Origin of the sequence: Pedobacter sp. Hv1, from assembly GCF_001412215.1 — a bacterium.
Classification (GTDB): Bacteria; Bacteroidota; Bacteroidia; order Sphingobacteriales; family Sphingobacteriaceae; genus Pedobacter.
The window spans coordinates 375,170-395,004 of the sequence record NZ_LLWP01000004.1 but is presented as its reverse complement, the minus strand read 5'-3'; the positions used below and the strand labels follow the sequence as shown (position 1 = coordinate 395,004).

The 19,835-nt window shown below is 39.1% G+C and carries 15 protein-coding genes and 1 other RNA gene; 3 read left to right on the top strand and 13 right to left on the bottom strand.

Going from position 1 to position 19,835, the window contains the following annotated elements; translation table 11 throughout:
* Nucleotide 1: 1 nt before the first annotated feature.
* The 5 genes from AQF98_RS09550 to AQF98_RS09530 form a co-directional block, all read right to left on the bottom strand.
* Nucleotides 2-1,468 (bottom strand): glutamate synthase subunit beta, encoded by a 1,467-nt coding sequence (locus tag AQF98_RS09550; protein WP_055131709.1) that lies wholly within the window; start codon nt 1,466-1,468, stop codon nt 2-4.
* A gap of 1 nt (nt 1,469) precedes the next feature.
* Complete coding sequence (gene gltB, locus AQF98_RS09545) at nt 1,470-5,978, bottom strand: glutamate synthase large subunit (RefSeq protein ID WP_055131708.1); 4,509 nt, start codon at nt 5,976-5,978, stop codon at nt 1,470-1,472.
* Nucleotides 5,979-6,236: 258 nt separating this feature from the next.
* A complete protein-coding gene (locus AQF98_RS09540; protein WP_055131707.1) occupies nt 6,237-7,355 on the bottom strand; it encodes a TlpA disulfide reductase family protein in 1,119 nt (372 codons plus the stop codon).
* Nucleotides 7,356-7,372: 17 nt separating this feature from the next.
* Nucleotides 7,373-8,710 carry a M56 family metallopeptidase gene (locus AQF98_RS09535; RefSeq protein WP_055131706.1) on the bottom strand — a complete coding sequence of 446 codons (1,338 nt, stop codon included), beginning with the start codon at nt 8,708-8,710 and terminating at the stop codon, nt 7,373-7,375.
* Entirely contained in the window at nt 8,707-9,072 is a 366-nt protein-coding gene (locus AQF98_RS09530; RefSeq protein ID WP_055131705.1) for a BlaI/MecI/CopY family transcriptional regulator, read from the bottom strand. Before AQF98_RS09530 ends, AQF98_RS09535 begins: the two co-directional genes overlap by 4 nt.
* Before the next feature lie 298 nt (nt 9,073-9,370).
* Here AQF98_RS09530 and ffs point away from each other — a divergent pair.
* Nucleotides 9,371-9,470: signal recognition particle sRNA small type (gene ffs, locus AQF98_RS21830), an RNA gene on the top strand.
* An 87-nt stretch (nt 9,471-9,557) separates the two neighbouring features.
* Complete coding sequence (gene fsa, locus AQF98_RS09520; protein WP_055131703.1) at nt 9,558-10,217, top strand: fructose-6-phosphate aldolase; 660 nt, start codon at nt 9,558-9,560, stop codon at nt 10,215-10,217.
* 72 nt (nt 10,218-10,289) lie between these two features.
* On the opposite strand, the gene AQF98_RS09515 is transcribed toward fsa, so the two are convergent.
* Nucleotides 10,290-10,787 (bottom strand): HAD-IIIA family hydrolase, encoded by a 498-nt coding sequence (locus tag AQF98_RS09515; protein ID WP_055131702.1) that lies wholly within the window; start codon nt 10,785-10,787, stop codon nt 10,290-10,292.
* Nucleotides 10,788-10,890: 103 nt separating this feature from the next.
* Here AQF98_RS09515 and AQF98_RS09510 point away from each other — a divergent pair, with 103 nt between their 5' ends.
* Nucleotides 10,891-12,948, top strand: a complete 2,058-nt coding sequence (locus AQF98_RS09510) for an OPT family oligopeptide transporter (protein ID WP_055131701.1) — start codon at nt 10,891-10,893, stop codon at nt 12,946-12,948.
* A 75-nt stretch (nt 12,949-13,023) separates the two neighbouring features.
* Here the strand turns inward: AQF98_RS09510 and AQF98_RS09505 are convergent, their stop codons facing one another.
* The 7 genes from AQF98_RS09505 to AQF98_RS09475 all read right to left on the bottom strand — a co-directional run bounded on the left by AQF98_RS09505 (nt 13,024) and on the right by AQF98_RS09475 (nt 19,825).
* On the bottom strand, nt 13,024-13,806 hold the full coding sequence (locus AQF98_RS09505) for an SDR family oxidoreductase (protein ID WP_055131700.1): 783 nt from the start codon (nt 13,804-13,806) through the stop codon (nt 13,024-13,026).
* A 16-nt stretch (nt 13,807-13,822) separates the two neighbouring features.
* Nucleotides 13,823-14,644 (bottom strand): amidohydrolase, encoded by an 822-nt coding sequence (locus AQF98_RS09500; RefSeq protein WP_200911866.1) that lies wholly within the window; start codon nt 14,642-14,644, stop codon nt 13,823-13,825.
* Nucleotides 14,641-14,970, bottom strand: a complete 330-nt coding sequence (locus AQF98_RS09495; RefSeq protein ID WP_055131698.1) for an L-rhamnose mutarotase — start codon at nt 14,968-14,970, stop codon at nt 14,641-14,643. Before AQF98_RS09495 ends, AQF98_RS09500 begins: the two co-directional genes overlap by 4 nt.
* A gap of 87 nt (nt 14,971-15,057) precedes the next feature.
* Nucleotides 15,058-15,906, bottom strand: a complete 849-nt coding sequence (locus AQF98_RS09490; RefSeq protein WP_055131697.1) for a fumarylacetoacetate hydrolase family protein — start codon at nt 15,904-15,906, stop codon at nt 15,058-15,060.
* Nucleotides 15,907-15,918: 12 nt separating this feature from the next.
* A complete protein-coding gene (locus tag AQF98_RS09485) occupies nt 15,919-17,244 on the bottom strand; it encodes an alpha-L-fucosidase (protein WP_082434958.1) in 1,326 nt (441 codons plus the stop codon).
* Nucleotides 17,245-17,247: 3 nt separating this feature from the next.
* The gene (locus tag AQF98_RS09480) at nt 17,248-18,012 is read right to left on the bottom strand and encodes an SDR family NAD(P)-dependent oxidoreductase (protein ID WP_055131696.1); all 765 of its coding nucleotides are present in this window, start codon (nt 18,010-18,012) and stop codon (nt 17,248-17,250) included.
* A gap of 178 nt (nt 18,013-18,190) precedes the next feature.
* Entirely contained in the window at nt 18,191-19,825 is a 1,635-nt protein-coding gene (locus AQF98_RS09475) for a UxaA family hydrolase (protein WP_055131695.1), read from the bottom strand.
* Nucleotides 19,826-19,835 lie beyond the last annotated feature (10 nt).

Below are 19,835 nucleotides of genomic sequence, written 5' to 3'. Positions count from 1 at the left end.
ATTAAGCATAAGCTATGGCATCTTTAGAAGGTAATTTGCTATAACCCATTAAATATTCATCAACTTTTCTAGCTGTTTCTCTACCTTCAGAAATGGCCCAAACCACTAAAGATTGCCCTCTGCGCATATCGCCGGCGGCAAAAACTTTAGGAATATTGGTTTGATAATTTCCTTCAATAGCTTTCACATTACCTCTTTCGTCTAATTCTACTCCAAGTTTAGCCAATAAACCTTCTTTTTGGGGATGCAAGAAACCCATTGCTAACAGTACAAGCTCGCACGGATATTCTTTTTCTGTGCCCGGAATTTCTTTGAAACCTAAAGCCCTACCATTGGCATCAATTTCCCACTGCACCTCAATTACACTCAAAGATTTTAGGTTACCATTTTCGTCTGCATTGAACTTTTGCGTATTTACTGCCCAATTTCTATGGGCACCCTCCTCATGCGAAGAAGTTACCTTTAACAACATTGGGTATTGTGGCCATGGCATATGCTCCGTTCTGCTTTGTGGTGGCATAGGCATAATCTCAAACTGGGTAACCGATTTGGCACCTTGACGATTTGAAGTACCAATACAATCAGAACCTGTATCGCCACCACCAATTACAATTACATTTTTACCAGTGGCTTTCAATTCTTGTTCAGTAACTACCCTACCACCCACACGTTTATTCTGTTGTTTTAAAAAGTCCATTGCAAAATGAATTCCTTCTAATTCTCTTCCGGGTAGATTTAAATTACGTGGAATGGTAGAACCTCCAGCTAATATTAGAGCATGGTAATCTCTCAAAAGCGTACTCAATTCTACATTCTCGCCCACATTAGCATTGCATTTAAAAGTAATGCCTTCTTCTTCCATTAAGTTGATTCTACGGGTAACTACATCTTTTTGTAGTTTAAAGTCGGGAATGCCATAACGCAATAAACCTCCAGGTACATCATCACGTTCAAAAACCACCACCTCATGACCAGCTTTATTCAATTGAGCAGCAGCGGCTAAACCTGCCGGACCTGAACCGATAATGGCTACTTTTTTTCCCGTTCTAATTAAAGGTGCATTCGCTTTGATGTAACCTTTGTTAAATGCAATTTCGATAATGTGTTTTTCAATTTCCTCAATAGATACTGGCGATTTGTTGATCCCCAATACACAGGCACTTTCGCAAGGTGCTGGACAAATTCTTCCTGTAAATTCTGGAAAGTTATTGGTACTCAATAAAATTTCAGCCGCATTTAACCAATCGCCCTTATAAACGGCATCGTTAAACTCTGGAATAACATTACCCAGTGGGCAACCCGATTGACAAAAAGGTACCCCACAATCCATGCAACGGGCAGCTTGTTTGTTCAATTGTTCGGCTGGTAAGGGATCTAAAAACTCTTTATAATGCTGTATGCGGTCTGTAGGCTCCTGTTTTGAAGGCGAAACTCTTTCGTATTCAAAAAATCCTGTCACTTTTCCCATCTTAATTGATTTTAACTTGTTGACGTTGTAATAAAACTGCTTTGTACTCTTTAGGGAATACCTTTACAAAATGTGCAGACTGTGTTTCCCAATCACTTAAAATAAACTCTGCTACTCTACTGTTGGTAAGTCTGATATGGTTTTTTAATAAGGTGATGATCCTTTCTTCATCCTCTGCTTGTAAAGGATCTAGATCTACCATTTCTGGATTGCATTTTTTGGCAAACGTACCATTCACATCATAGATCCAAGCAATACCTCCACTCATTCCGGCTGCGAAATTGCTCCCTGTATCACCAATCACCAATACTTCGCCCCCTGTCATGTATTCGCAACCATGATCGCCAACTCCTTCTACCACAGCAGTGGCACCAGAGTTACGCACAGCGAAACGTTCTCCTGCTTTTCCTCTCACATACAATTCTCCAGAAGTAGCTCCATACAACGCTACGTTTCCAATGATAATGTTTTGTTCTGGTACGTAGTTAATGTCTCCAAATGGATAGATGATTAATTTAGCACCAGATAATCCTTTACCTACATAGTCATTTCCTTCGCCTTCTAACGATAAAGTAAGACCTTTAGCTGCAAAGGCACCAAAACTCTGTCCGGCAGAGCCGAAACACTTAAAGTTAATGGTGTCTGGAGCAAATCCATTACCTTGATGGACTTTAGAAATTTCGTTAGATAACATGGTGCCAATGGCCCTGTCTGTATTTTTAACATCAAAATTGGCAAATACAGGCTCATTATTTAAAATGGCTGGTTGTGCTTTGGCGATTAATTGATGATCTAATACTTGATCCAATCCGTGGTCTTGGAACGCTGTTTGGTACAATGGTAAGCCATTGTCTGGTTCTTTATATAAAATTGGCGCTAGGTTAACATATTTCAATTTCCAATCTGCATCGCTGATCGTTCTCATTTGCAATACTTGCGATTGACCAATCATTTCGTTTACCGTTCTGAAACCTAGTTCTGCCATGATCTCACGCAGTTCTTCGGCCAAAAAATGGAACAAATTCACCACATGGTCTGCATCACCTGTAAAAAGCTTCCTTAATTCTGGATCTTGTGTAGCTACCCCAACAGGACAAGTGTTTAAATGGCATTTGCGCATCATGATACAACCCGAAGTAACTAAAGCTGCTGTAGCCACACCCCATTCTTCTGCACCCAATAAGGCGGCTATGGCAATGTCTCTACCTGTTTTCAATTGCCCATCGGTTTGTACCACTACCCTGCTCCTGAGCCTATTTTTAACTAAAGTTTGGTGTGCTTCAGCTAAACCTAGCTCCCATGGTAAACCTGCATGTTGGATAGAAGTTAATGGCGATGCACCTGTGCCTCCATCGTAACCAGAAACCAAAATCACATCGGCATGTGCTTTGGCTACACCTGCCGCAATGGTACCTACACCTGCTTTAGAAACTAATTTTACATTAATTCGAGCTGTTCTGTTGGCATTTTTAAGATCAAAGATCAATTGTGCCAAATCTTCGATCGAATAGATATCATGATGTGGTGGTGGCGAAATTAAACCTACGCCTGGTGTTGCATGACGAACTTTGGCAATCCAGTCGTCTACTTTATGTCCTGGCAGTTGTCCACCTTCACCCGGTTTAGCACCTTGTGCCATTTTAATCTGCAGTTCATCTGCATTGGTTAAATAATAGCTGGTTACCCCAAAACGTGCAGAAGCAATCTGTTTAATGGCCGAGCGCATCGAATCGCCATTAGCCATTTTTTGGTAACGCATTTCATCCTCACCACCTTCGCCGGTATTGCTTTTTCCACCAATGCGGTTCATGGCAATGGCCAAGGTAGAATGTGCTTCGTGAGAGATGGATCCGAACGACATGGCGCCTGTAGCAAACCTTTTTAAGATAGATTCTGTAGACTCAACTTCATCTAAACCTATTGGGGTACGGTTGTAATTGAATTCCAATAGACCACGAATGGTATAGGCCTGAGCAGTTTGCTCATTAATTAATTTCGAATATTTTTTGAAGGTCGCAAAATCATTCCTTCTCGTCGCATTTTGCAACAAATGGATGGTTTCTGGATTGAACAAGTGTTTTTCTCCACGTCTTCTCCATTTGTATGTTCCGCCAGCTGTTAAAATTGGCTCTGCTTGCGTTTTTGGTCCAAAACTACGACGGTGTTTGATTAGGGTCTCGTGCGCAATTTCATCCAACCCTAAGCCACCAATACGAGATATGGCACCTGTAAAGTGGGTGTTTACCACTTGCTCATTGATCCCTAAAATCTCAAAGATCTGTGCCCCATGGTACGATTGTAAGGTAGAAATCCCCATTTTTGAGAAGATCTTCAATAAGCCATTATTAACGGCATAAATGTAGTTGTAAATCAGTTTTTCTGGTTTCAATCCGCTTTCTTGGTCAAAATGGCTAATGGTTTCTAAAGCCAAGTATGGATTAATTGCCGTTGCTCCAAAGCCGATCAGCGTGGCAAAATGGTGCACTTCCCAAACATCGCCTGCCTCTACCACAATGCCCACAGCTCCGCGGTAACCTTTTCTGATGAGATGATGATGAACAGCAGAAACCGCCAATAAAGATGGAATAGCCGCATGTTCTGAATCAATAGCTCGATCTGATAGTACAATCACCTGAAAACCATCTTCTACGGCATCTACCGCATAGCGACATAAACGGTCTAAGGCTTTGGCCATTGCTCCGGATTTTCCATCGGCCCTAAAATACATTTGTAGGGTTTTAGATTGGAACAGTCCGGTATCAATACTTCTGAGTTTCTCGAGCTCTAAATTGGTTAATATAGGGTGTTTAATGCCTACACAATGGCATTGCATTTGGTTCTCTTCTAATAAATTACCATTGTTGCCCATAAAACCTGCCAAACTCATCACCACTTTTTCTCTGATCGGATCAATGGGTGGATTGGTTACTTGTGCAAACAACTGTTTGAAATAAGAAGAAAGGTGTTGTGGTTGTTTAGATAAAATAGCCAATGGCGTATCGGTACCCATCGATCCAATGGCCTCTTTACCTTCAATGGCCATCGGTTTGAGCAATAAGTCGATATCTTCTCTACTGTAACCAAAAACCTGTTGATATTTGAAGATCGAATCGGCCGCCAAATTGGTAAACATTACCCTTGGTTCTGGCAATTCTTCTAATTTAATCTGGTATTGGTTAATCCAATCTGCATAAGGTCTACGTCCACAAACTTGTTGTTTGATCTCTTGATCGCTGATAATTCGGCCCTGTTGCATATCCACCACAAACATTTTGCCCGGGGTTAACCTTCCTTTTTCTATTACCGTACTTTGGTCTATAGCTAAAGCACCAGATTCAGAAGCCATGATCACACGGTCATCACTGGTTAATACATAACGAGAAGGGCGTAGTCCATTGCGGTCTAAGGTAGCACCAATCAATCGTCCATCAGTAAAGGCTATCGCGGCTGGCCCATCCCAAGGTTCCATTAAAGAAGCATGGAATTGGTAAAATGCTTTTTTAATTGGATCCATATCTTCATTGCCATCCCAGGCTTCTGGGATCAACATCATTAAAACATGGGGTAGAGAACGCCCTGCATGCAATAAAAGCTCAACTACATTATCTAAACAGCCAGAATCTGATTGGGTCTCGTCAATTACCGGCAAAATCATGTTCAGTTCTTCTGGGGTAAAATACGGAGAGGCGAATGATTTAACGCTTGATCTGAACCAGTTCAGATTTCCTTGTAAGGTGTTGATCTCGCCATTATGGGCAATAAACCTAAAAGGCTGCGCTAAACGCCATGAAGGAAAAGTATTGGTGGCAAAACGTGAGTGGATGAGGCCAAAGGCCGATACCATACGTTTATCACTTAGTTCTGTAAAATAAGTTCTTAACTGTAATGAAGTTAATTGTCCTTTATAGATAATGGTGCGTGAAGAAAAGGAAACAATATAGAAATCGTCTTTGCTCCCTGCAACGGTATTGTAAATGGTTTTGGTTAAATAGGTCTTTAAGACGAAAAGCTTGCGCTCAAAATCGGCTCCTTCGGCAATGTGGTACGGCCTGGCCACAAATACCTGTTCTATTTCTGGTTCAACAGAAAGTGCCATGTTGCCAATATCTGTGGTGTCTACTTGTACTTTCCTAAAACCTAAGATTTCTAAACCTAGTTTTTCTGCAGTGCGATAGATAATTTCACGACATTCTTCTCTGGCCCGAATTTCTTTAGGTAAAAAAAGCTGACCAACGCCATAATCGCCATAAGCTGGTAGGCTGAAACCTGTTCTCAAACATTCGTCGAATAAAAACTCGTGTGGAACCTGAATCATGATCCCTGCCCCATCGCCTGTGTTTGGTTCTGCACCACAGGCTCCGCGGTGATCTAGGTTCTCGAGAATGGTAATGGCATCTGAAATAATCTGGTGCGATTTGCGCCCTTTCACATGGGCTACGAAACCAATGCCACAGGCATCATGTTCGAAGCTTTTACGGTATAATCCTTGGTGTTCATTCAAGTCAATCATCTTTGGTTTTAGTTAGTGTATAGGAAACACTAAGTTAAGCAAAATGAAACTTAAATTACATTATCGGTAATATTTTTAGGAAATAAACATATTCTATTAAAAATTTATGTGCTTAATTTACAATTTGATAATGGATATCGTTATCAATTATGAAATTGATAATTTAAATAACACTTACTGCTTCTTAAAAGCCACTTCTTAGTCTATTGAAGAGTACAAACAACACGCCAGCAAAGTGAACTAAAATGAATAAGTACCTTATTTTACACCAGACACTATTTTGGCAATTTTAGCAATATTTGCTTCGTTATAACCTTCAAAACGTTCAATAATTATACCTTTAGGATCAATTAAAAAAGAAGTAGGCATTGCTTGTACATTATAAAGTGTTTTGATTTTGCCTGCCATTCCCTCCATATCAGATACATTAGACCATACAATCTGGTCCAATTTGGCTGCTGCTTCCCATTCTTTACGATTAATATCTAGTGAGAAATTTACAATGGCCACATGTTTGTAAAGTGAAGCATATTTTTTTGCAATCTCCAGATTCTCCATTCGGCATGGACCACAACTAAAACTACCAAATGCCAAGTAAATGTATTTGCCTTTCAAATCTGAAAGTTTAAAAGGTTTACCATTAATGGTATGTGCTTTAAAATCTAAAAAATATTCGCCTTTTTCGGCCAGTCTTTTAGTGGCGTAAATTTGTATAGACTGTGCCTTGTCTGTAGCTCTAAGCACTGGCGGCATATTGTTGTACAATAAAAGAAGCGAATCTTTAGGAATTTGCTTGCGATTACGGTATACAATATCTAAGCCCAGGTATGAGTCAATGTGGTTACGACCATAATTGATATAAATATTCATATAATGGTCTTGTGCCGTATTAAAGGTTTTGGTAAGTTGAGCCTTATGAACCGCATCGCTATATAACTTAAGTTTTAAACTATCGTAGGCACGGGTATAAATTACTTCATAAGGTCGTTGTAGTTTATTCAATTCATTCTGTAAAGATTGCTCTCTATCACCTGTTGCAGTATAGTTTAACTTCATTTCTTGAAGAGGTGAAGTAAAAGTCATTGCTGTATTTTCTACTTGGATAATAGCGTATTCATCTTTACATAAGATCCAACAAGCGGTTGGTTCATTCACATAGCCCTTTAGTACAAAAGTACCATTATTGGTGTTTGCCGAGTCTATTACCAGTTGCTTTTCAATATCAAACAACTTCACCTTAGTGCCATCTGTTGTTCCGCTGATCTCACCTTTCAGTAAAAAGCCTTTAGTAGATTTATTTTGGGCATTTAGCTTTGCCGAAACCAATACTAATGGACATAGTAATACTAGCCCTAAAAATTTTAAGGAATTTTTCATATCATATTTAATTTGGATTATTTGCTTGGTTTTTCGGGATATGCCTTTACATAAACAACCCCGAATTGGGCTTGTTGGCCCCATTTTTTTACTGCATTGCTATCATTAGCATTGTACATACCTATAATTGGTCGCTTGGCCAGTATCATTTCTAACCTACCCTTAAGTTTTATAGCTGTTCGTATCTGCTCATCCGATAATATCTTATCGTCTACCACATAAATCCCGTTAAAACGACGATACACACTATCGGGAACCAAGCTAAATTTTACGGTATCTGTACGTGCATCTATATATACAGCGGAGAGTTCAGGTTTTAGTTCAGATGGTTTACCAATAAGTATCGTTTCATCTTCCTTATTTTTTTTTACAACAAATGGTTTGATAGGTAAAGTAGGTTTGTTTATTGCTGCACCAGCTTTGTTGATCAATAAGCTATTTTGAAGTGTAAATTTTTGCCTGTCTTTTTGAAAGCCCACCAAAATAGACAATACTAAAATTGCTGGTACCAACATTACGTATTTATAGCTCTTACTGATACTGGGTTTGGCGGTGTTCATTTTGATGATCCGTTCTTTTATTTTTGAGGTAAAGAAGGAGTTTGCAGACCGATAAGTTGTTAAAATGCCCGAATGTTTCAATAAGCTGAATTGGTAATCACGGGCATCAATACCAGTGTTTAATACCGCTTCATCTGCCAAAAATTCGAGATTTAGTTTAAGCTGTTTGCGGTAGAGGTAAATTAATGGATTTATCCAAAGTATACTACAAGCTATATCGGCCAGTAATACATCTATACTGTGCAATTGGTGCGAATGGGCACTTTCATGGGTTATGATCTGAGCGTATTCTTCAGTATGGAAAGCATTTTTGGATATGATTATGAAATTGAAGAATGAAAATGGTGCACTTCCATACGCAGATTCGCAGTAAGTAAGCCCATTGGCTTTATGTTGATGACTTGTATTAATGATCAGATAAACTTTATACAAGTTTGCTAAAAAGATGAGCAGCAAAATGACTGTTACTATAAAATAAGCAATGGTAACTAGCATGGTACTATCCATTTGCTGTACAGGTTTAACAATAGCTGTTAAATGTTGGGGTGATTGAGGAACTGTTACGAATTGTGGGAATACACTATTTGCTTTAACCTGCGGCTTGAGCTGATTGATGTTAAAGCTATTGCCATCAAATGTGCGCAATGTGGGCAATATAAATGCAGTGGCAATAATGCCAATAAGGATGAACCGGTTAAGGACTAAAAATTTTTCTTTGCGCAAAAAAGTATAGTACACCAAAAATAAGATGGTGAAAACGATTTGCACTTTGATGATGTAGGCAATAATCATCATTTTTTCCTTTTTTCTATCATTTCCATAATTTCACGTAATTCTTCAACAGACACCTGCTCCTGCTCTGCAAAAAAGGAAATGGCATTTTTAATAGAGTTGCCAAATAAACCAGCCAAGAGCGGCTGTACAAAACGAGTTGTATAGTCTTTCATGCCAATGGTGGCCGAATAGCGATGTGTAGACCCAAAATCTTCAATGGCTAAAAAACCCTTCTCGGCCAAACGGCGCATCATGGTAGATACCGTGCTGATATGTGGCTTTGGCTCTGGAAGTGCTTCACGTACTTCTTTGGCAAATATCTGGCCTTTGGTCCAGATAATATGCATAATTACCTCTTCTTTTTCGCTAAGTCTACGTTTCATAACACAAGTATAAAACTAATATTGTAATTAATCAACTACAATTGTAATTTAATTTTAAATTATCTATTCATATAAAGTAATTCAGTTTATCAAATTTTATGGTTTCGAACAAATTTTTCATTCTATTAGGTAAGAATTTCCTACTTTAACTAAGGCATATTAAGGTTTTTGCCATTTTTAAGCTCTTTTTTTACAATTAGGCATTGTACAATTCATTACTAATCAAACAGATATATTTATATCTAAAAATAAACAATTTCTTTTTTTGTAAAATGGGTGCTTTTGCTACCTTTGTGCCGGGCAAGTCTTTTACGATCAGCTCCCTTTGAACTCCCCCAGGGCGGGAACGAAGCAAGGGTAGAAGGTTGTAGCGGTGCGATAAAAGTTGCTTGCCCATTTTTTTCCCCTAACCCCCTGAAGGGGCGATGTTAAACTAATCAGGGTTTCTCTTATATTAATTGTTTCCTCACGGAATTTTAGGGATTATGAAATTTTTTATTGATACAGCAAATCTTGATCAGATTAAAGAAGCACAGGATCTAGGCATTTTAGATGGTGTAACCACTAATCCAAGTTTAATGGCCAAAGAAGGTATTTCTGGTGATGCGAATGTAATTGCACACTATAAAACCATTTGCGACATTGTTGATGATAATGTGAGTGCAGAGGTGATTGCTACAGATTTTGAAGGTATTGTAAAAGAAGGTGAAGCTTTAGCTGCCCTTAACCCTAAAATTGTGGTAAAAGTACCGATGATCAAAGATGGTATCAAAGCCATCAAATATTTTTCTGGTAAAGGAATTAGAACCAATTGTACATTGATCTTCTCTCCGGGACAGGCTTTATTGGCTGCAAAAGCTGGTGCAAGTTATGTATCTCCATTTTTAGGTCGTTTGGATGACATTTCTACTGATGGTTTGCAATTGATTGAAGATATCCGTTTGATATTTGATAACTATGGTTATCCAACAGAGATTTTAGCAGCCTCAATTCGTGGCCCATTACATATTGTAGCTTGTGCTAAATTAGGTGCTGATGTAATTACTGCTCCTTTGGCAGCAATTACCGCATTATTGAAACACCCGTTAACTGATAGTGGTTTAGCTACTTTCTTAGCAGATCATGAAAAAGCTAACAAAAAATAAGCCTTTTTACATTCTATTATAACTAAAGAGCCTCGATTATTTCGAGGCTTTTTTTATTTAACAAGCAAAAATTTAACTATTCAGTACCGCTTTTACCTGATCGTAATCTATCTGCTGGTCGGGCTCAATTAGTATTCCTTTTACTCCTACCCCATTTGCAGCCTCTACATCTCTTGGTTTGTCGCCAATCATTACAGATAAGGCAGGATCTATATCATACGTAGCTATAGCTTCTAGCAACATACCAGATAAGGGTTTTCTACAGTTACAAGGCTCACTTACTGTTGGGTGATGTGGGCAATGGTAGGCATGGATAATTTTTGCTCCCTGTTGTTCAAAGGCATCAAATAAAAGCTGGTGCATCATGGCAAGGCCTTCTTCGGTATAACGCTTTAATGCAATGCCACCTTGATTGGTAATGATGATCAATAAATAGCCTTCATCATAAAAGCGTTTCAAAGGTTGAATTTGATATTCCAAAACCTCAAAATCTTCTACCCTACAGATATAATCGTTAATCTCGTGGTTCAATACGCCATCTCTATCTAAAAAAATTGCCTTATTCTTCATTTGGCAAATATATGATTTTCGTTTACCTAGCTCATGTATTGAATAATTAAATCCTTGTCCACTCATTAAAATAAATTAACTTTAAGACTTTAATTTCAAACAGATGAGTAAAGAAGAATTTAAACCTTTTGTACCTGCAGAAAGTAATGTTGCAGAGTTTACCATTAAATCTATTTTATTAGGTTGTATTGCGGGAATTATTTTTGGTGCTGCCACTGTTTACCTTGCTTTAAAGGCAGGACTAACGGTATCGGCCTCTATCCCTATCGCAGTATTGGCAATTACATTAGGCAAAAAGTTTTTCAAGACCACTATTTTAGAAAATAACATTATTCAAACTACAGGTTCTGCTGGCGAGTCTATTGCTGCAGGTGTGGTGTTTACCTTACCGGGCTTTTTGTTCTTGAGTACAGGTATTGGAGGGCAAAGCTCTGGTGAAGCCTTTTTTAATTACATGACCATCTTAATCCTAGCTATTTTAGGTGGTATTTTGGGAACATTGATGATGATTCCCCTGCGTAGGTCGTTAATTGTAAAAGAACATGAAAACCTACCTTATCCAGAAGGTACTGCCTGTGCCTCAGTATTACAGGCTGGAGAAAAAGGTGGCAATTTTGCAAAAACAGCATTCTGGGGTTTAGGTTTCTCTTTGGTTTATGCCATGATGCAGAAAGTATTCCATGTAGTTGCCGAAGCGCCTACCTGGGCCAGTAAACAAGCCAACAAGTTTTTACCTTCAGCACAGATTAGTGGAGAGATAACACCTGAATATATGGGGGTTGGTTATATCATTGGTCCCAAGATAGCTGGTGTTTTAGTAGCTGGTGGTGTGTTAGCTTGGTTAGCCTTAATTCCTTTATTGTCTACCTTGATAGATCCTTTGGTAGCGGCCAAACAATTGGTTAAATTGGGCTTGTTAGCAGATATCACTAAACCAGGGGGTGCAGGAAACTGGGATCCAGTTACTTTAACCTTTGCCGATTACCCTAGAGCAATTTATCAAGCTTTTGTGAAACAGATTGGTGCAGGTGCGGTTGCTGCAGGTGGTTTCATTACTTTGTTAAAAACTATTCCAACCATTATATCTTCATTTAAAGAAAGTGTAAGCGCTATTAAAGAAGGTAAAGCAGGCGGTGCAGTTAAACGTACAGATAGGGACCTATCAATTAAATTGGTAGGGATTGGAAGCTTGGTATTGATTCTTTTAATGGCTATCCTTCCTCAAATTCCTGGAGATAGCATCGTTAACAAATTGTTGATCGGAGTTTTGGTCATCGTATTTGGTGCTTTCTTCGTTACGGTTTCGAGCCGTATTGTAGGTTTGATCGGTTCTAGTAACAACCCTATTTCTGGAATGACCATTGCTACCATTATGGGTACTTGCTTGGTATTTATTGCAGTTGGTTGGACAGGTAAGGTGTATGAACCGATGGCTTTGGTTGTGGGTGGGATGATCTGTATTGCTGCTGCAAATGCAGGTGCAACGTCTCAAGATTTAAAAACAGGTTATCTGATTGGTGCTACACCAAAATACCAACAGATTGCTTTATTTATAGGTGCTATTGTTTCTTCCATTGTAATTGGATTAACGGTTAGGATTTTGGATACACCTACTGCCGAAATGGTAAAACAGGGTATTCACCACGCCATTGGTACAGAAACTTATGCTGCACCACAGGCTACTTTAATGGCTACCTTAATTAAAGGAATGCTTTCATTTAACTTAGATTGGCAATATGTGTTGGTTGGTGTGTTTATTGCCATTACCATTGAGCTATGTGGTATTAATGCACTTTCGTTTGCTGTAGGCGCTTATTTGCCATTGTCTACTACCCTGCCAATTTTTGCAGGTGGTGCCATTAAAGGCTTAGTGAACTGGCGTGAAAAACAAAAGGTTAAATCGGCAGAGGAAGAAGAAATTGCACCGGGCAACTTGTTCGCTACTGGTTTGGTGGCAGGTGGTGCAATTGCGGGTGTAATTGTAGCCATATTGATGGTCATACCTGCTGTACGAGATAATTTGAGTAAAGTCAATATTGAACCTTTGTTTACCAGTTGGTTCGGCGATAATGGTTACCAGATATTAGGGGTATTGTTCTTCTTGTTTATGGGCTTTGTGTTGTACAATATCGGTATCAAAAAACAGGATAAGGTTGATTAATGGTTAGTCTGGATTTGTAATCCAGACTAAATATACTGGTCGAGATTATAAATCTCGACCAACTTAAAAATAAACTTATGATAAAGCTCTGTCTAAGTGTACGTAACCGCCATCTACATGAATCAATTGTCCGGTAGTGTGGCCAGATCGGTTAGATAGTAAAAAGGCAACAGCATCTGCAATTTCTTCGGTTTTGGTCATTCTTTTTTCTAGTGGTATTTTAGCAGTAATGCTTTTTAGTTTTTCTTCAGGTTCATCAAAAGTCTCTATCCAGGTTTGATATAAAGGGGTGTACGATTCGGCTACTAACACTGCATTTACACGGATACCAAAGGGCAATAATTCTACCGCCCATTCGCGGGTTAAGGCATTGCGGGCACCATTAGCTGCAGCATAAGCAGAAGTTCCTCCCTGTCCAGTTTCTGCAGTCTTACTGCTGATGTTGACAATGGCTCCCTTGCTTTCTTTTAATGCAGGCAAAGCATAATGCGCCAACAGGTAATAATGGACTACATTTTTATGTAAGGAGGCCATAAAATCCTCATAATTACCATTTTCAAGCCCTATGCCATCGTTAACACCCGCATTGTTAATCAAACCATCAATTTTTCCATAACGTTGCATCACGGTATCAATCACCATTTTACTGCTTTGTGGCTGGGTCAATTCTGCAGTAACATAATCGCAGTTTAAGCCAAGTTCCTTAATTGCTGCATTGAATTTTTGATTATCGGCTTCATTTCTGCCAATGATGATCGGAAATGCGCCTTCCACAGCTAATGTTTTTACTATTGCTGCTCCTATTCCTTTTGCGCCACCAGTAACGATTACAATGTTGTTGCTTAAATTTAAATCCATCTTTTAAGGTTTGGTACTACAATTTATAAAATGTGTAGGCATTATCGTTAAATATTTGTTGTTGTTCTTGCTGGCTCAACTGCTGTACATACCGTTGGATCAAGCCTTTCCACTGACTATAACTACCTGCCAATAAAAGTACTGGCCAATCGCTGCCAAACATTAATCGCTCTGTACCAAAACTTTCGAAAACAACATCTAAGTAGTTGAAAATCTGTTTTTCATCCCAATGTTTCCAGTCGGCTTCGGTTAATAGACCTGATAGTTTACAATAGACATTGGGGTGTTGGGCAATGCTTTGGATATGGCTTTTCCAGTCGGCAATCTCGTTATTTTTAATGGCTGGTTTGGCGCAATGGTCAATTACAAAAGCTTGATTTTGGCATTTGTCTACCAATTGAATAACTTCTGGCAATTGATGTTGGTGAATTAAGATATCATAGGTGTACCCAAATTCGGTTAATGCTTTAATTCCTCTTAAAAACTCAGGTTTAAGCATCAAACCATCAGGTTCTGCTTGCAGAATATGTCGCCAGCCTTTGAGCTGTTTAAACTGACTAAAATAATGTAGTCGTTCGTTAATGTTAGCATTTTGAAGGTTTACCCAGCCCACAACACCTTTAATAAATGGATTTTGCTTGGCTAAATCTAATAAAAAATTGGTTTCCACTTCACTCTGATCAGCCTGAACAGCAATGCAACCATTAATTCCGTTATCCTTTAAAATGGGTACCAGATCTACTGGCAAAAAATCTCTTTTGATCACAGCCATCTCATCGCTAATCCAGCTGTCTTTTACTGGATGGTGTTGCCAAAAATGTTGATGGCTGTCTATCATAATTTAAAAATCTGATCCATCAGCACCCATTTTTCGCCTGGTTTAGCAAAAGGTAAAGCTTGTTGATATTGCCACATTAAGGTTTCCCATTCTTGTACTTTTGGGTTTTCAGCATCAGCTTTTCCTTTAGCCTCAAAATTAAAGTGATCATTTACCTCCATCATCATAAATAGCCGATTACCTGTACGATAAATATCAAGCGCTTCAATTCCTGCTGTATGGATACTCTCTAAAATTTCTGGCCATACCGCTTTATGATAGTCATCATAGCTTGCAATTAAAGCTGGGTCGTCTTTTAAATCTAAGGCTAAACAATATCTTTTCATCTTTTTTTAAATTTTGAATGACGGAATGATTGAATTTTGAATGGCTTTCATTTATTCAATTATTGGTTCATTCGTTCATTCAATCATTTACTGATAGGCTTGGGCTATTTGTTTACTTGTACCTAAACCATCAATTCCTAGTTCAATTACATCTCCTGGTTTAAGGTACCAAGGTTCTGGTTTCTGGCCTAGGCCCACTCCTGCTGGTGTGCCTGTAGAAATCACATCGCCAGGTAATAGAGTCATAAATTGGCTAACATAAGAAACCATAGTTGGTACATTAAAGATAAAATTAGCCGTATTGCCATCTTGTACGATGTTTCCATTTACACTTAGCCACAGGCGAAGCTGATGTACATCTTTAATTTCATCCTTAGTAGCCATAAAAGGGCCTAAAGGCGCAAAAGTATCGCAACCTTTGCCTTTTGCCCATTGTCCGTTGCGTTCCAATTGAAATTCGCGTTCGCTATAATCGTTGTGCAAACAATAACCCGCTATGTAGTCTTCGGCCTCTTCTACACTTACATAAGCTGCTTTTTTACCAATTACAATGGCTAATTCAACTTCCCAATCTGTTTTTATACTATTTTTTGGAATAACAAGCGCATCATTAGGGCCAACGATGGCAGTAGTAGATTTAAAAAATAAAATGGGTTCTTTAGGGATAGGTGCATTGGTCTCTTTGGCGTGATCTGAATAATTAAGACCTATACAAAGTAGTTTAGATGGTCTGGCCACGGCAGCGCCTAGGCGTACACTTGGATCTACTTTTGGTAAGGTAGCTCCCTCCAATTGTTGTTGGAGTTTGTTGAGGCCATCATTTTCAAAAAATGCTTCATTATAGTCTGTTACCAGTGCTGATACGTCAAAATATTCATCATTGATAATTACGCCTGGTTTTTCTTTTCCTATTTCGCCAAATCTAATCAGTTTCATCTATTTATGTTTTTATTGTATTTCTAGTTTGATAATCTTGTCTATTGTAGCAGGTTCCTTTTTAACAAAGAGATGTAGGCCATCTGCCTCTTGTTTGTATTGGATTTTGGTTCCATTATCAAATGTAACCGCATTTTTAATTTTATGGTTAAAATCTGGTAAAATGATATGGTCTGCACCCATATCATTTAAGATATGTACATACAAAACCTTATCTTTTCGGGTAATGAGACCCCATTTCTGTGGTTTAATGACATTGCCAGTAGTACCATAGATCGTTTCGCCATATTTGGCCATCCATTTGCCTGTAGCTTCTAAAGTATCCACAAATTCTTCTTGGATCTTTCCATTTGGCATTGGCCCAACGTTTAATAATAAATTGGCATTACGGCCTGCAGCACCAATCAAATAGTGGATAACCTGCTTTTCTGATTTGTATTTGTTATCGGTAAGATTAAATCCCCAAGAATCGTTCATGGTTTCGCAGGTTTCTACTGGTAATTGATCTGATGCTTCCTGAAAACTAAGCCCAGCCTTATTTTCTCCTGGCAAGTCTTTTTCAAACATCTGAAAGTCTTCACCGGCAAAAGGGCTTAAATGGTGGTTATTGCCTATGAGCGCCCAAGGCTGCAATTTATGGATCAGGGTATAGATTTCATCATATTTCCAATCTATTCTTGATGACCTGTCTTTTTCTCCTTCTGGTGCCGTTTGGTCCCAATGGCCATCAAACCAGATGCCTGAAATTTTGCCGTAATTGGTTAAGAGTTCGGTTAATTGGTTTTTCATGAACTGTAGATATGCGGCGTAATCGCCTTTTTTCCCAACTCGACCAGTTTTCTGTCCGGTTTTACCAGTTTCGTGTGGGTAGTCTTCTCTACGCCAATCTAACAGCGAATAATATAAAAAAAGCTTGATATCCTGTTTATGGCATTCATCAGCCAATAGCTTTACGATATCTTTTTTATAAGGTGTATTCATGATATTGAAGTCGGAATATTTGGTATCCCACATACTGAAACCATCATGGTGACGGGTAATTAACGTAATATACTTCATACCTGCCTTTTTTGCCAAGCTCACATAAGCTTTCGCATCAAACGCTATTGGATTAAAAAAGTCTTTTAACCTTGTATAATCTTTTACTTTAATGTTTCGGTTGTTCATTACCCATTCGCCGCTACCGGGGATGCTAAAAGGCCCCCAATGGATAAATAGTCCAAAGCGCATCGCCTCAAATTCTTTTCTGGCAGCAAGGTTCTCTTTTGTTGGCGTGTATTGTGCCTGTAGGTGTTGTGTAGCTAAGGCCAATAAACAAATGATTAAAATTCTTTTCATGGTTTAGTTATTTAATGTGGTAAATCCGCCATCAATTGGGTAATCGACACCAGTAATAAACGAAGCTTCGTCGCTACAGAGATACAGTGCCAGGTGCCCTATTTCTTCTGGTTGTGCCATTCGGCCGATGGGTTGTGATTTAGATAGTTTCTCAAACATTGCTGCTTTCTGATCAGGATAGTTCTTTTCTAAAAAACCATCTACAAATGGCGTGTGTACCCGGGCTGGCGAAATGGAGTTGCAACGGATATGCTCGTGCAGGTAGTCTTTGGCTACACTCATGGTCATGGCCTTTACAGCGCCTTTAGTGGTAGAATAGGCAAAACGATCGGCTAAACCTACCAATGCGGCTATAGAAGCCATGTTGATAATAACACCACCCTTATTTTTGCGCAATTGCGGAATGGCCGCTTTAATACAATTGTAAACCCCTTTTACATTGACACTCATTAAACGGTCAAAATCATCTTCTGTAGTAGTATCTGCTTTACCTACATGAGCAATCCCTGCATTGTTGATCAAGATGTGGATGGCTCCAATTGTCGAAAAAACAGTTTCAACAGCCATTTGATCGGCCACATTACAGCTGTAAGCAAAAGCTTTACCTCCATTGTTTTCTATTTCGGTAAGGGTTGATGTTGCATTTTGCGCATCTACTTCCAAAATATGTACCTCGGCCCCATTTTTGGCCAAAGCAATGGCTATGGCCTTGCCGATACCACTACCACCACCTGTTACTATTGCTTTTTTATATTGTAGGTTGAACATTTTTTTTAGTATTAAGTATTAAGATCAAAGTATAAAGATCGTTTTGAGTTCTTCGTTTTTAGTTATTAGTAGTTAGTTGGGTATTTCTATTTCCTCTTTATTAGTATTCATTAGCGAGTATCAAGACGGACCAATGAACTGCCTCACCTTAAACCCTACACCTTCTAACTTCCACCTTTTACAGGCTGACACCTCGTTTCCACGGGATAAAGTCATCTTGATTGAGCAGTACGGCTTTGGGTATTTCTTCGCCACTGGCCACCCTAATGCAATACTCCAAAATATCGACACCCATTTCTGCTATGGTTTTCTCGCCAGCAATAACGGGCCCTGTGTCTATATCGATAATATCTGCCATACGTAGCGCTAACTGAGTATTGGTGGCTACTTTAATAGTTGGGCATACTGGATTGCCTGTAGGCGTTCCTAAGCCCGTTGTAAACAAAATAAGTGTAGCTCCTGCTGCTGCCTTACCTGTGGTAGCCTCTACGTCGTTACCGGGTGTACAAACCAAGCTTAAACCTGCCTTGGTAGCAGGTTCGGTATAATCCAATACATCTACTACAGGTGCTGATCCACCCTTTTTTGCCGCACCGGCAGATTTGATGGCATCGGTAATTAAACCATCTTTGATGTTTCCGGGTGAAGGATTCATGTGAAAACCAGAGCCCACCTGATGTGCCAGTTCATCATAATCGGTCATGAGTTTGATAAATTTGCGAGCAGCTTCTTCTGTTTGGCAGCGATCAATCAACTCTTGTTCTACACCGCACAATTCTGGGAACTCGGCCAATAACACTTTGGCACCCAAAGCCACCAATAGATCGGCAGTATGGCCTACGGCCGGATTGGCCGAAATGCCACTAAAACCATCACTACCGCCACATTTAACCCCTACACATAATTTGCTTAAGGGTGCAGGTTGACGTTCTATTTTATTGATGGAGATTAAACCGTTAAAGGTTTGATAAATGGCATCTTTGATCAATTGCTCTTCACTTTGTGCGGTCTGTTGCTCAAAAATCAATAAAGGTTTATCAAAATTGGGATTACGCAGTAAAAGGTCTGCTTTAAAATCGGCAAGCTGTAAATGCTGACAGCCTAAGCTGAGTAAAGTAACCCCAGCCACATTGGGATGATCTGCATAGGCCACCAAAAGCTTACTGAGGATTGCGGAATCTTGTCTTGTACCTCCACAACCTCCTTGGTGGTTTAAGAATTTAATGCCATCTACATTTTTAAAAAGTCTGTTTTCTGTTTTAACCGTATCAGAAGACAGGTTATTGAGGTCGGTTTCATTTTTAAAGGCTGTAACTAAGTTGTGGGTATAACTTTTGTATTTATCGCCAACGGCATAACCCAATTCGTTATGGAGCGCCTCTTTGATCATGTCGAGGTTACGGTTTTCGCAAAAAACAGTAGGAATAAACAACCAGTAATTGGCTGTTCCTACTTCGCCATTGCTCCGGTGGTAGCCGTTAAAAGTACGATTGGCAAATGAAGCAACTTCTGGTGCTTGCCACTGGTAGCTTGCTTTGCGATAACCATAAGGTTCTGCGGCATGTTTGGTATTCGTTACCGTCATTCTACAACCCTTAGCTACATTAAATTGTGTTTTACCAACCAAAACCCCATACATGGTAATTTCGTCACCCTGTGCCATGTGTTGCATAAAAAATTTATGCTTGGCCGGAATATCTTCTTGTAAAATGTAATTATGTCCTTCAAAAATGATTTCAGCACCCTTTTCCAAATCGGTTAAGGCTACCAATACATTGTCTTTTGGGTTGATTTTTAAAACTTGATGTCTCATTTGAATTAGG

Bases quoted from the DNA above. Each gene is read 5' to 3' on its own strand.
- AQF98_RS09475 (WP_055131695.1), bottom strand. From the start codon at position 19,825: ATGAGACATCAAGTTTTAAAAATCAACCCAAAAGACAATGTATTGGTA.
- AQF98_RS09480 (WP_055131696.1), bottom strand. From the start codon at position 18,012: ATGTTCAACCTACAATATAAAAAAGCAATAGTAACAGGTGGTGGTAGT.
- AQF98_RS09540 (WP_055131707.1), bottom strand. From the start codon at position 7,355: ATGAAAAATTCCTTAAAATTTTTAGGGCTAGTATTACTATGTCCATTA.
- AQF98_RS09550 (WP_055131709.1), bottom strand. From the start codon at position 1,468: ATGGGAAAAGTGACAGGATTTTTTGAATACGAAAGAGTTTCGCCTTCA.
- gltB (WP_055131708.1), bottom strand. From the start codon at position 5,978: ATGATTGACTTGAATGAACACCAAGGATTATACCGTAAAAGCTTCGAA.
- AQF98_RS09490 (WP_055131697.1), bottom strand. From the start codon at position 15,906: ATGAAACTGATTAGATTTGGCGAAATAGGAAAAGAAAAACCAGGCGTA.
- fsa (WP_055131703.1), top strand. From the start codon at position 9,558: ATGAAATTTTTTATTGATACAGCAAATCTTGATCAGATTAAAGAAGCA.
- AQF98_RS09515 (WP_055131702.1), bottom strand. From the start codon at position 10,787: ATGAAGAATAAGGCAATTTTTTTAGATAGAGATGGCGTATTGAACCAC.
- AQF98_RS09500 (WP_200911866.1), bottom strand. From the start codon at position 14,644: ATGATAGACAGCCATCAACATTTTTGGCAACACCATCCAGTAAAAGAC.
- AQF98_RS09535 (WP_055131706.1), bottom strand. From the start codon at position 8,710: ATGATGATTATTGCCTACATCATCAAAGTGCAAATCGTTTTCACCATC.
- AQF98_RS09485 (WP_082434958.1), bottom strand. From the start codon at position 17,244: ATGAAAAGAATTTTAATCATTTGTTTATTGGCCTTAGCTACACAACAC.
- AQF98_RS09495 (WP_055131698.1), bottom strand. From the start codon at position 14,970: ATGAAAAGATATTGTTTAGCCTTAGATTTAAAAGACGACCCAGCTTTA.
- AQF98_RS09505 (WP_055131700.1), bottom strand. From the start codon at position 13,806: ATGGATTTAAATTTAAGCAACAACATTGTAATCGTTACTGGTGGCGCA.
- AQF98_RS09530 (WP_055131705.1), bottom strand. From the start codon at position 9,072: ATGAAACGTAGACTTAGCGAAAAAGAAGAGGTAATTATGCATATTATC.
- AQF98_RS09510 (WP_055131701.1), top strand. From the start codon at position 10,891: ATGAGTAAAGAAGAATTTAAACCTTTTGTACCTGCAGAAAGTAATGTT.